Raw genomic sequence first — 13,039 nt, 5'->3', positions numbered from 1 at the left:
GCGCGTCAGCTCGCCTCGCGCATCGCCTCGGCGGCTTGCAGGTCGACCGACACCAGCTGGCTGACGCCCTGCTCGGCCATGGTCACGCCGAACAGCCGGTCCATGCGCGCCATGGTGATCGGGTTGTGCGTGATGATGACGAAGCGCGTCTCGGTGGTCCTGGACATCTCGTCCATGAGATTGCAGAAACGCTCGACATTGTGGTCGTCGAGCGGCGCATCGACTTCGTCGAGCACGCAGATCGGCGCAGGGTTGGTCAGGAACACCGCGAAGATCAGCGACATCGCCGTCAACGCCTGTTCGCCGCCCGATAGAAGCGTCATGGTCTGAGGCTTCTTGCCAGGCGGGCGGGCGAGGATTTCAAGCCCCGCCTCGAGCGGGTCGTCGGACTCGATCAGCTGCAATTCCGCCGTGCCACCGCCGAAGAGATGCGAGAACAGCCGCTGGAAATGGCTGTTGACCACGTCGAAAGCGGCCAGCAGCCGCTCGCGGCCCTCGCGATTGAGGCTCTGGATCGCCTGTCTCAGCTTGCGGATCGCCTCGATGATGTCCTCGCGCTCCGAAACGATCGCCTCCAGCCGGTCGGAAAGCTCCTTCTGCTCCTCCTCGGCGCGCAGGTTAACGGCGCCGAGCCGCTCGCGCTCGATCTTCAGCCGGTCGAGCTGGCGCTCGATCTCGGGCATTTCAGGCATTGCGTCATCGGCCTCCAGGCCGGTGTGGCGGATGACCAGATGTGGAGGCGTGTTCAGCGTTTCCTGGATGCGCGCCTCGACTTCCAGCCGGCGTTCGTCGGCCGCGGTCAGCCGTTCCTCGGTGCGGGCACGCGTCTCGCGGGCCTCGGCCAGCGACTGGATGGCACCGGTGGCCGCCTTGTCCAGTTCGGCCTGCCTGCTCTCGGCCTCCTGCAAACGGTCGGCGGCCGCCTTGCGCAAGGTCTCGGCCTCGGTGAGCTGCGACAGCAATGCGCGCCGTTTGGCGTCGATTTCGTCGGGAGCATCGGCCAGTCTCTCGCGTTCGGCCTCGGCCTCGGCCTTGCGTTCACCGAGCGACGCGATCTGCGTGGAGGCGTTTTCGGCACGTTCCTGCCAGTTGCTGCGCTCGACGCCAATGGCATCGAGCCGGCGCGCGCGGGCCTCGGCCTCGCGCCGCAACCCTTCATGGACGGCACGCGCATCGGCAAGCGCGGCGCGGTCGCGCGCGACATTGGCCGAGGACTGTTCGAGCTGCAATTGCAGGTCGCCGAGATCGGGCGCGTCCTGCAAAAGCATTTCGGCCTCGACGAACGCAGCCGACGTCTCTTCATGGCTGTCGACGATGCGGGCGCGCGCCTCGTCCAGTGCGGCGCGCCGGCTCGACAATTCGCCGCCGGCCTTCTCGGCCTCGGCCAGCGCGTTGCGGGCAGCGTCGAGCCGATGCTGGGCGTCGCGCCCGGCCTGGCGCGCGTTGCGCTCGGTCTCGCTTGCCAGGCGGAGCGCCTGCTCGGCCTGTGCCAGCGCCTCCTCGGCCTGGCGCAGGACGAGCGTCGCCTGCACGGCCTCGGCATCGAGTTCGGCCAGCCGGTTCTTCTGTGCCAGCCGCTGGGCGGCCGCGGTCGGCGCATCGGCGCTGGCGGCAAGGCCGTCCCAGCGCCAGAGCGCGCCCTCACGGCTCACCAGTCTCTGGCCGGGCGCCAGCAGCGCCTGCAGCCGGCTGCCGTCTGCGGCCTCGACAATGCCGATCTGCGCCAGGCGGCGGGCAAGCTGCGCCGGGGCGCGAACCACGCTGGCAAGGCTTTTGATGCCTTCCGGCAGCGCGGCGTCACCGGACTGGATTTCGCTCCCGCCCCAATGCACCGGCGCGCTGCGGTCGAGCGGCACGTCAAGGTCTTCGCCAAGTGCCGCGCCCAGCGCCGTCTCGAAGCCGCGCTCGACGCTGATCTGCTCCAGCACCGAAGGAAAGAGATCGCCGCTGGCGGCGTTGAGGATCTTGGCCAGCGTGCGCGCTTCGGTCTCGATCCGCGCTAGCTCGGCCCTGGCGTCCTGGAGCGGCGGCCGGGCAGCGCTTTCAACGACGCGGGCATCGATGACCGACTGCTCGGCCTGCGACACGGCAGCCTCGGCTTCCTCCAGCAGCGCAATGGCCTGTTCGACCAGAACCCGTTTTTCGGCCGGATCCGGCAGGCCGGCCACCTTGGAAAGGATGTCGGACAATTCCCGGTCGACCTCGGCGAGCTGGCGGGCGAAGCGGTCGCGGCGCTCGGCGGTCTCGCGCAAGGTGCGTTCGATCTGGTGGCGCGAGGCGGCGGCTTCGGCTCGCTCGGCGGTCAGCGCGGCCAGTCTTGCCTCGCTCTGCGAAAGCGTCGAGGCGGCCTGTTCGAAGACGGCCCGGGTGGTGGCCTCGCGCTCGGCGGCGCCGGCGTTCTCGGAATTCAGCGTGGCTTCTTCGGTGCGCAGGCGTTCGAGAACGTCGGCATTGTCGCGCACCATCCGCTCCTCGCGGGCGATGTCGCCGTCGAGCTGCTGCAACCGGCGCTCGAGTTCCGCCTGGCGGCTGCGTATGCGCCCGGCCTCCTCCTCGACCTGCGATCTGGCGATGGACAGGCGCTGGAAGGCAGCGGCGGCGGCGGCTTCCGCATCGCGAAGGTCGGGCAAGCGGTGAGCGCCGATGCCTTGCTCCCTGGCCGCGTTCATCTGCGCGGCGGCGCGGTCGCCAACCAGTGCGGTGGCGACGGCCAAAGCCGAACGCGCCTCGCCTTCCTGGGTCTTGGCCAGCGTCCAACGCAGATGCAGCAATGTCGCTTCGGCCTTGCGGATGTCGGCCGACAGGTTCTTGAAGCGGGACGCCTGGCGCGCCTGGCGCTTGAGGCTTTCGATCTGGCTTTCCAGCTCGCCGACGACATCGTCCAGCCGTTCGAGATTTTGCTCGGCCGCCTTCAGCCTCAGTTCGGCCTCGTGGCGCCGTGTATGCAGGCCCGAAATGCCCGCCGCCTCTTCCAGCAGGGCGCGCCGCGCCTGCGGCTTGGCCTGGATCAGCTCGCCGATACGGCCCTGCCCGACCATCGATGGCGAGCGCGCGCCGGTCGACTGGTCGGCGAACAGAAGCTGCACGTCCTTGGCGCGGGCTTCCTTGCCGTTGATGCGGTAAAGCGAGCCGGCCTCGCGCTCGATGCGGCGCGACACCTGCAATTCATCCGCGTCGTTGAAGGCGGCGGGCGCCGAGCGGTCGCTGTTGTCGAGGAAAAGCGTGACTTCGGCGGTGTTGCGCGCCGGGCGCGTGCCCGAACCGGAAAAGATGACGTCGTCCATGCCGGACGCGCGCATGTTCTTGTAGGAGCTTTCGCCCATCACCCAGCGCAGCGCCTCCACAAGGTTCGACTTGCCGCAGCCGTTCGGCCCGACAATACCGGTCAGGCCGCGTTCGATGACGAACTCGCCGGGCTCGACGAAGGACTTGAAACCGAGGAGGCGAAGGCGCGAAAACTTCATTCACGCCGCCCTGTCAGCGGGTTCCGCAAAAGCGTTCCGCCGTTTTGCGGCGTGACTCCGCGGCAAGACGAAACGGCCGCCAGCGCCGAATGCTGCCGCTTCGGCGCTGAACGAGCGTCAGAGCAGAGGGTCGATGATTGCCGACATTTCCTCAATCGACATCGCCCCTTTGTAGGTCTTACCGTTGATGAAGAAGGTCGGCGTCGAGTCGACCTTGAATTCATTGGCGCCGCGCTTCTGGACCGATCTCACATCGTCCAGAAGTTTCTGGTCCGTCAAGCAGGCCTCGAATGACTCCTGTGTAAAACCAGCAAGCTTCGAGATTTGCAACAGCGCATCCTTGGTGTTGGAGACGCCGACCCAGTTCGCCTGCTGCCGGAACAAGACGTCGACCATCGGGAAATAGTTGTCCTTGGCGCAACGCGCCAGCATGAAACCGGCCTCGGCGCTCGGATCGAACGGGAATTCGCGCAGGATGTAGCGGGCCTTGCCGGTGTCGATGTACTTCGTCTTCAGTTCCGGAAAAGTGGTCTCGGCGAAATGCGCGCAGTGCGGACAGGTCATCGAAGCGTATTCGACGATGGTGACCTTGGCGTCGTCCTTGCCGAGTTGCTTGTCGGGCAGCGCGCCCGGCTTCATCAATTCCGCCACGTCGACCGTGCCTTGCGCTTCCGGCGCCTTGGCCGCGGCCGGCGTTACCGGTGTCGCAGGGGTCGCTGGAGACGCGGGTTTCACGTCCGCCGCCTTGGCCTCCTCGCTGGAGTCGCTGCAGGCGGCGAGCAGGGCCACCGCGGGAATGGCGGCCAGCGAAGACAGGACGTTTCTGCGAGACAGACTTTTGCCAAACGGGGGACGGTTCATACGAATCACCTGACAAGGGTTGGATTTTGCAATGCAATGGCACGAAAAAGCGAGAGTTGGCGCGAATTAAGGCATCTCCATCCCCAAGCCAATCGCCAAACCTGACAGAGGCGATCACGAATGCGAGATGTCGACGACGAATCCATGACTTCGATCAAGGGGTTTTCGGCTTCCTTTCACCCAAAATGGTTGCGCCAAGCCTTTCCAGCGAGGCACGCAGCCCATCATCCTCGATCAGTGCGACGGTGCCGGACAGCTTTGCTTTCTCGGCCTCGGTCAGCGGTCTTGGAGCAGGCTTCGGACGCACCTTGTCCGACATTACCGGTTTTTGCACGATCCTGATGCGCCCGATAGCGTTGAAGCCGAGGAAGGCATTGACCCGGTTGATGATCTCGCCGGTCTCATGCTGGAGATGAAGCGCCGCCATGCCTTCGCAGGCGATGACCAGCACCGCCGGCTCGAACGGATCGTCTTCATGCATGCGGCGCGGCCATTGGATTTTTTCGGGGCGCGAGCGGCTGGCCAGCCGTGGGCCGGCGATCTCTTCCCATGACTGGACGAGACCGATCGAAATGCCGGCCCGCTTGCGCAACACCGGATCGAGGATTTTGGTGGCAAGATCGCTCACCGGGACGGGATTGCCGTAGGGCGTTCTCCCTGCCATGTACGTTCTCCAGCCACGACCTCACCAGATACCGGCCAGGCCAACACAAGATCAATGGCACCAGCAGACCAGACCCGCAAGGCCCAGATCAGCACAGCGATGCCCGACGATACGGCGTCGCGCCTTCTGGCCTGGTATGACGCGCATCATCGCGAGCTGCCCTGGCGCGTCGCCCCGAGCGAGCACGCGCGCGGCGTTCGGCCCGATCCCTATCGTATCTGGCTGTCCGAAGTCATGCTGCAGCAGACCACGGTCGAGGCGGTAAAGTCCTATTTCCGCGCCTTCGTCGAGAAATGGCCCGATGTCGAGGCACTGGCCGCGGCGCCGACCGAGGACGTGATGAAGGCCTGGGCGGGGCTCGGCTATTACTCCCGCGCCCGCAATCTCAAGACTTGTGCCAACCTCGTCGCCCAGCGCGGTGGCCGGTTTCCCGACACCGAGGCCGGCTTGAAAGACTTGCCCGGCATCGGCGCCTATACGTCGGCGGCGATCGCGGCGATCGCCTTCGACCGGCGTGCCGCCGTTGTCGACGGCAATGTCGAGCGGGTCGTTTCCCGCCTGTTTTCGATCACGACACCGCTCAGCGAAGCCAAGGCCGAGATACGCGCCCATGTCGAGCCCATGGTGCCGGCGGCAAGGCCCGGCGACTTCGCCCAGGCGATGATGGATCTTGGCGCCACGGTCTGCACCCCGCGCCGGCCACGCTGCATGCTGTGCCCGCTGCGCGAGGGCTGCAGCGCGATCCTGTCGGGCGATCCGGAGCGTTTCCCGGTCCGCCTGCCCAAGGCGGACAAGCCGCTGCGGCGTGGTGCTGCTTTCGTGGCCATGCGCGACGACGGTGCCATCCTGTTGCGCAAGCGGCCGGAAAAGGGCCTGCTCGGCGGCATGACCGAGGTGCCGACCACGGCCTGGACGGCGCGGGCGGACGGAGCGACCACGCAGGCGGCAGCGCCGTTTCCGGCCGGCTGGCGGCGCGCCGGAACGATCGGGCATGTCTTCACCCATTTCGCGCTCGAACTCGAAGTCTTTCATGCCCACATCGAAGGCGGTGCGCCAGAAGGGCATTTCTGGTCGCTGGCCCACGAGATTTCCGGGGAGGCGCTGCCGACCGTCATGAAAAAGGCAATCGAGGCTGCGATACCCGGCGCGACGAAGAAACCGTCGCCACACAGTGCAAAGAGGCCCCATGACTGAAATCCGCCACATCGTCTTCGACATCGGCAGGGTGCTGATCCACTACGATCCCAACATTCCGTTCAGCCGGCTGATTCCCGACGAGAAAGAGCGGAAATGGTTCTTCGACAATGTCTGCACGCATGATTGGAACATCGAGCAGGATCGCGGGCGGAAATGGGAAGACGCCGAGGCGCTGCTGATCGCGGATCATCCCGATCACGCGGAAAACATCCGCAATTTCCGCCGTCATTGGCACGACATGGTGCCGCACGCCTACGACGACAGCGTCGCCATCATGGTCGGCCTGATCGACAGCGGCCACGACGTGACCATGCTGACGAACTTCGCCTCCGACACGCTGGCCGAAGCCCGCAAGCGCTTCGATTTCCTCGATCGTCCGCGCGGCGTCACCATCTCCGGCGAGATCGGCAAGATCAAGCCGGACCGCGACATCTACGACCATCACGTGGCTGCGTTCGGGCTCGAACCATCCGCCACGCTGTTCATCGACGACAGCCAGAAGAATGTCGACGGCGCCAGGGCGGCCGGCTGGCAATCGGTGCTGTTCACCGATGCCAAGACACTTCAGGCAGATCTTCAACGCCTTGGAATCAGAGCGTGATCTGAATCGCTTCCAGCGTTTTCCTGAGGCTTTGCATCAACGATACGAACGGCAGGGGCTCAGGCCCCTGCCCGTTCCATGCCAAGCCGGGCGATGCGGCGAAGTTCGTCGATCGGGGTGAGCCCGCCGCTGCGCTCATAGTGCCAGAAGGTCCAGCCGTTGCAGGCGTCGAGGCCCTGCACCTCGGCGCCGATCTTGTGGATCGAGCCGGCGCTGTCGCCGATCGCCACCGTGCCGTCGGCGCGGACCTTGGCCGCCCAACGCTTCTTGGCGTCGTAGAGCGTCGCGCCCGGCGCCACCAGCCCGGTATCGATCAGGCTGACGAAGGCAACGCGCGGCTCCGCGCGCTTGCCGGTCAGCACGGTGAGATCGGCGCCGTCGAGCGGCCGCACCGCGTCGATGCGCTCGTTGGCGGCGTCGATATAGGCCTGCTCGCGCTCGATACCGACGAAATGGCGGCCGAGACGCTTGGCCACGGCCCCGGTGGTGCCGGAGCCGAAGAAGGGATCGAGCACGACGTCGCCGGGCTTGGTCGAGGCCATCATGATGCGGGCTAGCAGCGCTTCCGGCTTCTGCGTCGGGTGCAGCTTGTCGCCATTGTCGTTCTTCAGCCGCTCGGCGCCGGTGCAGATCGGGAACAGCCAGTCGGAGCGCATCTGGATGTCGTCGTTCGACGCCTTCAGCGCTTCGTAATTGAAGGTGTAGCCCTTGCCCTTCTGGTCACGCGAGGCCCAGATCATCGTCTCATGGGCGTTCTGGAAGCGGCGGCCGCGGAAATTCGGCATCGGATTGGTCTTGCGCCAGACCACGTCGTTAAGGATCCAGAACCCCAGATCCTGCATCTTGGCGCCGACCCGGAAGATGTTGTGATAGGAGCCGATGACCCAGATGGTGCCGTTGGGCTTCAGGACCCGGCGCGCCGCCAGCAGCCAGGCGCGGGTGAAGGCGTCGTAGGTCTCAAAGCTCTCGAACCGGTCCCAATCGTCGTCGACCGCGTCGACCTTGGACTGGTCGGGGCGATGCAGATCACCGTCGAGCTGCAGGTTATAGGGCGGATCGGCGAAGATGACGTCGATGGATTTTTCGGGCAGCCGGTCGAGCGCCGCGACGCAGTCGCCCTTGAGGATCGTGTCCAGCCATTCGGATCGCTGGGGAGCGTGGGAAAGCTCGTCGAGAAGACGCACGGCAGACATTCTGACACCCAAGGCACGCGTTACTGTTTTTACTGACTGTTATGGTTACCGATCAGCGTAAATATTCGGTGAAGAGCTGAGGATGGCCGCCGGGTTTGCGAAGACCGGGCCGTTGGTGTATGCCGCGCCGCCTGAGCCCGTGGAGGCTCGCTCATCCTCCCATGTCCCGGATTGCTATGCCCCAGCCAGACCTTGTCATCTTCGATTGCGACGGCGTGCTCGTCGATTCCGAAATCATCGCCGCACGGGTCGAGGCGGAATTGCTGACCTTGGCCGGATATGAAATATCGGCCGAGGAACTCGCCGAGACCTACGCCGGACTGACCTTCAAGGACATCATGATGCGGGTCGAGGAGAAGTCCACTATCCCGTTCCAGGTGTCGCTGATCGACCGCGCCGAAGAGCTGGTCGACCGCAAATTGCGCAGCGACGTGCGCGCCATCGAGGGCGTGCGAGAGGCGGTCGCCGCGGTCACGGCGCCGCGCTGCATCTGCTCGAATTCACGCTCCGAACGGATCGAATTCATGCTGGAGAAGGTGCATCTGCTGCCGTTCTTCAAGGGGCGCATCTTTTCCGCGAAGGAAACACCTACCGGGAAGACCAAGCCTGCGCCCGACGTGTTCCTGGTCGCGGCGGATAAGCTCAACGCCGACCCGGCGAACACTTTCGTCATCGAGGATTCCGTGCACGGCGTCCACGGCGCCAGGGCGGCCGGAATGCGCGTGATCGGCTTCACCGGCGCCGGCCACAGCTATCCCGGCCACGCCGATGCGTTGACGGAGGCCGGTGCCGAGACGGTGATCCGCCGCTGGGCGGAACTGAAAAGCGTGATCGCGGCCTTGTCGGAGTGGTCGGCGGATGCCTGAGACGCGCCCTTCGCGGCGCACGTCTCAGGCAACACCGAGACTCAGTTCGTCGCCGCGGCTTTCTTCCTGTGGGTATTCTTCTTTGGCTTGTCCGCCTTCGGCGCGGTCTCGTCATAGCCGGCATAGGCTTGGTAGTCCTGCGCCGTCGGCTCGGGCACGACGACGCTGGAATCGGTGAAGACGAACTGGGTGGCGACGGAAGGATCGGTGACCTGGACCTGGTGCTGGTGAAGCTGCGAGTAAAGCACCTCGGTGCCGTGCATCACGGCGGTGCGTATCGGCATGGTGATGGTGCCGGGCGAGAACATCGGTCCAGGCACGATCTTGCCGGCGACCGCGATCTTCATCGTCAGTTGCCCGTTGGCGCGGCTGCAATCGCGGGTGACGTCGGAAATCGACGCCTGGTAGATGATCTTGGCCGAATCGTCGGGCGGAGCGGCGGCCGCATCGGCCGCGGCCTGGACGTCTTGCGCGACGTCGGCCTTTTTCTTCGGCTTCGGAGCGGCCGTCTTGGCGTAGGTGTTGAAGAATGCCGTGCCGTCGCGCACCGCCACCTTCGGGCAATAGGCCTGCAACTGGCTGGCCAGCACCTTGGGATCCTGCGGCGGCGGAGGCGCAGTCGGATCCTTTTTGCCGAAGCCGAGGTTCAGGATGCCATTGTCGCCCGATTGGCAGCCGGCGGCGGCAAGCATAAAGCCGGTGAGCGCAAGACCCGCCAAAAAGCGACCGCTGAATGTATGAAACGCCATGAAACTGCACTTCCCTCTCGCAAAGCTGGTGACGTATATCAACCGCGCGGCAAAAATGCGACTGAGCGAGCGCAGAAATTAACCACCTTGTGGTGAACGGAAAAGCCAAGCAGTAATGGATCTGTGACGATGCAATATGTGAGTACCCGCGGGGAAGCGCCCGCGCTTGGTTTTTCCGACGCCGTTCTGGCGGGCCTGGCGCGCGACGGCGGCCTCTACGTGCCGCGCGAGTGGCCGCAATTTTCCGTTTCCGAGATCCGCGCCATGCGCGGCCTTGCCTATCCCGATCTTGCGATCCGCGTGCTGACGCCGTTTCTCGGCGGCGAAATCGCGGCCCCGGTCTTCGAACGCTTGGTACGCGAGGCCTATGCCACCTTCCGCCACGAGGCCGTCTGCCCGCTGGTGCAAACCGGCCCCAATACTTTTATCCTCGAACTCTTCCATGGACCCACGCTGGCGTTCAAGGACGTGGCGATGCAGTTGCTGGCCAGGCTGATGGACCATGTGCTCGCCGAACGCGACCAGCACGCCACCATTGTCAGCGCCACGTCGGGCGATACCGGCGGCGCGGCCATCGATGCCTTCGCCGGGCGCAGCCGCACCGACATCTTCATCCTTTTCCCGCATGGCCGCGTCTCGCCGGTGCAGCAGCGGCAGATGACGACGTCGAGCGCGCAAAACGTCCACGCGCTGGCGGTCGAAGGCAATTTCGACGACTGCCAGGGCCTGCTCAAGGACATGTTCAACGACCACGGTTTCCGCGACCGGGTGGCGCTGTCGGGGGTCAATTCGATCAACTGGGCCCGCATCATGGCCCAGATCGTCTACTATTTCTCCTCGGCGCTGTCGCTCGGCGCGCCGGACAGGCCGGTATCCTTCACGGTGCCGACCGGCAATTTCGGCGATATCTTCGCCGGCTACGCCGCCAAGAAGATGGGCCTGCCCATCGAGCGGCTGGTGATCGCCACCAACGACAACGATATCCTGGCGCGCACCTTCGCGACCGGCGAATACCGCACCAAGGGCGTCTTTGCGACCACTTCGCCGTCGATGGACATCCAGGTGTCGTCCAATTTCGAGCGCCTGCTGTTCGAGGCCTCCAACCGTGACGCGGCGACCGTGCGTCGCTACATGGCGGGCCTGAAGCAGTCCGGCGCCTTCACCATCGAAGCCGCCGAAATCGCTGCAATGCGGACCGAATTCGACGCCGGCCGCGCTGATATGGACGAGGTCGCCTCCACCATCCGCTCGACGCTCGCCGCCAGCAACTACCTGCTTGATCCGCATACGGCGGCGGCCGTGCATGTGGCGGCTGGCAAGGCCGCGAATGCCGTGCCGATGGTGGTGCTGGGCACCGCCCATCCGGCAAAATTTCCTGCCGCCGTGGAGGCCGCCAGCGGCGTCTTGCCCGCACTGCCCGCATGGCTAGGTGGGTTGATGACGGCGGATGAAAAATACACGGTACTTCCATCCGACCTCAAAATGGTGGAAGATTACGTCAGCCGCCACGCGCGAGCGGCGCGTTAGGGAGTACGAGCCATATGGGTGTTGAGGTAAGCCGTCTGTCGAACGGCCTGACAGTCGCGACCGAAACCCTTCCAAGCATCGAATCGGTTGCCCTGGGTGCCTGGGTCAAGTCCGGCGCCCGCAACGAACGTGACGAAGAGCATGGCATGGCCCATCTGCTCGAGCACATGGCGTTCAAGGGCACGAAACGGCGAACCGCCTTCGAAATCGCCTCGGAAATCGAGGATGTAGGGGGCGAGATCAACGCCGCCACCAGCGTCGAGACCACCTCCTATTATGCAAGGGTGCTGTCCGACGACGTGCCGCTGGCCGTCGACATCCTTGCCGACATATTGCAGGAGTCCGAATTCGACCCGCAGGAGCTCGAACGCGAGCAGCACGTCATTCTGCAGGAGATCGGCGCCGCGCACGATACGCCCGACGACATCGTCTTCGACCGGTTCACCGAGACGGCGTTTCGCCACCAGACGATCGGCCGCTCCATCCTGGGCACGCCGGAAACCGTCAAATCCTTCACCTCCAAGCAGTTGCACGATTTCATCGGACGCCAGTATGGCGCCGAGCGGATGGTGATCGTGGCTGCCGGCGACATCAAGCATGACAAGTTCGTGCGCGAGGTCGAAAAGCAGCTCGGCGGCTTCCGTGCCAAGGCCGACAGCACCATCCCGCAATACGCGCAATATGTCGGTGGCGATTTCCGCGAGGATCGCGACCTGATGGACGCGCAGATCGTGCTCGGTTTCGAAGGCCGCGCCTACCATGTGCGCGACTTCTACGCCTCGCAGGTGCTGTCGATGATCCTCGGCGGCGGCATGTCGTCGCGCCTTTTCCAGGAAGTCCGCGAGAAGCGCGGCCTTTGCTATTCCGTCTATGCTTTCCACTGGGGCTTCTCCGATACCGGCATTTTCGGCGTCCACGCCGCAACCGGGCAGAGCGACATCGCCAAGCTGGTGCCCGTCATCATCGACGAGTTGCAGAAGGTGGGGGAAAACATCCTCCAGGAAGAGCTCGACCGCGCTCGCGCCCAATATCGCGCCGGACTGATCATGTCGGCCGAAAGCCCGGCCAGCCGCGCTTCGCAGATTGCCCGGCAATTGCTGCTCTTCGGCCGGCCGATCGCCAAGGAGGAACTGATGGAGCGTCTGGCGGCGCTGACGGTCGAGCGACTGACCGACCTGTCGTCGCGGCTGTTCTCGACCAAGCCGACGCTTACCGCTGTCGGGCCCGTGGGTACTCTGGCGCCATACGAAGCGGTCCTTGATTCGCTTGCGGGCACGCAGACCGCGGCCCGCAAGCTCGCCGTCTAAGCCCCAAAGCGTCGTGTTCGCGCTCCCTTTCTTTCGCCGTGACCTGCCGGCGCTGAAAGGCGAGCGCGTGACATTGCGGGTGCCGCTGACCAACGACTATCGCGAATGGTCGGCGCTGCGCGGCGAGAGCCGCGCCTTCCTCGAACCGTGGGAGCCACGCTGGACTCCCGACGAACTCGACCGCACGGCATGGCGGCTGCGCATCAGCCGCTACCGCGAGGACTATGCGCAGGGAACCGCGATCGCCTTCTTCATCTTCGAGAAGAGCAGCGGCAGGCTGGCGGGCGGCATTACGCTCGGCAACATACGCCACGGCGTCTCGCAGAGCGGCCATGTCGGCTACTGGATCGGCGAACGTTTCGGCGGCCGCGGCCTGATGACCGACGCCGTCAAGGTCGTGACCCGCTTCGCCTTCGATACGCTGAGATTGCACCGGATCGAAGCGGCCTGTATCCCCGACAACATCAGGTCGATCCGCGTGCTTGAAAAAGCCGGATTCCGGCGCGAAGGACTTCTTCGATCCTACCTCAGGATCAACGGCATTTGGCAGGACCACTACCTCTACGCCCGGATCGCGGACGATCCGCCAAGCGCGGAAACGAAGGACTGA

General features: G+C 64.9%; 11 protein-coding genes. 6 read left to right on the top strand and 5 right to left on the bottom strand.

Annotation, left to right across the window (positions count from 1 at the left end; all coding sequences use genetic code 11):
• Positions 1–5 precede the first annotated feature (5 nt).
• The 3 genes from smc to NKJ26_RS02540 all read right to left on the bottom strand — a co-directional run bounded on the left by smc (position 6) and on the right by NKJ26_RS02540 (position 4,989).
• Positions 6–3,464 carry a chromosome segregation protein SMC gene (gene smc / locus NKJ26_RS02550; RefSeq protein WP_352693417.1) on the bottom strand — a complete coding sequence of 1,153 codons (3,459 nt, stop codon included), beginning with the start codon at positions 3,462–3,464 and terminating at the stop codon, positions 6–8.
• A 117-nt stretch (positions 3,465–3,581) separates the two neighbouring features.
• Entirely contained in the window at positions 3,582–4,325 is a 744-nt protein-coding gene (locus NKJ26_RS02545; protein ID WP_352693415.1) for a DsbA family protein, read from the bottom strand.
• Between the two features lie 154 nt (positions 4,326–4,479).
• The gene (locus NKJ26_RS02540) at positions 4,480–4,989 is read right to left on the bottom strand and encodes a DUF721 domain-containing protein (RefSeq protein WP_352598675.1); all 510 of its coding nucleotides are present in this window, start codon (positions 4,987–4,989) and stop codon (positions 4,480–4,482) included.
• 54 nt (positions 4,990–5,043) lie between these two features.
• Here NKJ26_RS02540 and mutY point away from each other — a divergent pair, with 54 nt between their 5' ends.
• Both mutY and NKJ26_RS02530 read left to right on the top strand, forming a co-directional pair.
• Positions 5,044–6,183 carry an A/G-specific adenine glycosylase gene (gene mutY, locus NKJ26_RS02535; protein WP_352693413.1) on the top strand — a complete coding sequence of 380 codons (1,140 nt, stop codon included), beginning with the start codon at positions 5,044–5,046 and terminating at the stop codon, positions 6,181–6,183.
• Complete coding sequence (locus NKJ26_RS02530; protein WP_352598677.1) at positions 6,176–6,787, top strand: HAD family hydrolase; 612 nt, start codon at positions 6,176–6,178, stop codon at positions 6,785–6,787. The genes mutY and NKJ26_RS02530 overlap by 8 nt, the downstream gene beginning before the upstream one ends.
• 59 nt (positions 6,788–6,846) lie before the next feature.
• Here NKJ26_RS02530 and NKJ26_RS02525 read toward each other — a convergent pair whose 3' ends face one another.
• Positions 6,847–7,980 carry a site-specific DNA-methyltransferase gene (locus tag NKJ26_RS02525; RefSeq protein ID WP_352598678.1) on the bottom strand — a complete coding sequence of 378 codons (1,134 nt, stop codon included), beginning with the start codon at positions 7,978–7,980 and terminating at the stop codon, positions 6,847–6,849.
• A 176-nt stretch (positions 7,981–8,156) separates the two neighbouring features.
• On the opposite strand from NKJ26_RS02525, the gene NKJ26_RS02520 reads away from it, so the two are divergent.
• Positions 8,157–8,846 (top strand): HAD family hydrolase, encoded by a 690-nt coding sequence (locus NKJ26_RS02520; RefSeq protein ID WP_352693411.1) that lies wholly within the window; start codon positions 8,157–8,159, stop codon positions 8,844–8,846.
• Between the two features lie 41 nt (positions 8,847–8,887).
• On the opposite strand, the gene NKJ26_RS02515 is transcribed toward NKJ26_RS02520, so the two are convergent.
• Positions 8,888–9,595 (bottom strand): hypothetical protein, encoded by a 708-nt coding sequence (locus tag NKJ26_RS02515; RefSeq protein ID WP_352693409.1) that lies wholly within the window; start codon positions 9,593–9,595, stop codon positions 8,888–8,890.
• A 129-nt stretch (positions 9,596–9,724) separates the two neighbouring features.
• On the opposite strand from NKJ26_RS02515, the gene thrC reads away from it, so the two are divergent.
• The 3 genes from thrC to NKJ26_RS02500 are packed head-to-tail and all read left to right on the top strand — an operon-like array spanning position 9,725 to position 13,039.
• Positions 9,725–11,122: a threonine synthase gene (gene thrC / locus NKJ26_RS02510; RefSeq protein ID WP_352693407.1), complete on the top strand. Its 1,398-nt coding sequence runs from the start codon at positions 9,725–9,727 to the stop codon at positions 11,120–11,122.
• Positions 11,123–11,136: 14 nt separating this feature from the next.
• Positions 11,137–12,429, top strand: a complete 1,293-nt coding sequence (locus NKJ26_RS02505; RefSeq protein WP_352598683.1) for a M16 family metallopeptidase — start codon at positions 11,137–11,139, stop codon at positions 12,427–12,429.
• Between the two features lie 13 nt (positions 12,430–12,442).
• Entirely contained in the window at positions 12,443–13,039 is a 597-nt protein-coding gene (locus tag NKJ26_RS02500; RefSeq protein ID WP_352598684.1) for a GNAT family N-acetyltransferase, read from the top strand.

Source organism: Mesorhizobium sp. M0152 (assembly GCF_040322415.1).
GTDB lineage: Bacteria > Pseudomonadota > Alphaproteobacteria > Rhizobiales > Rhizobiaceae > Mesorhizobium.
Note: the sequence above shows the minus strand (reverse complement) of the source record. Positions and strands in the feature narration are given on the sequence as shown.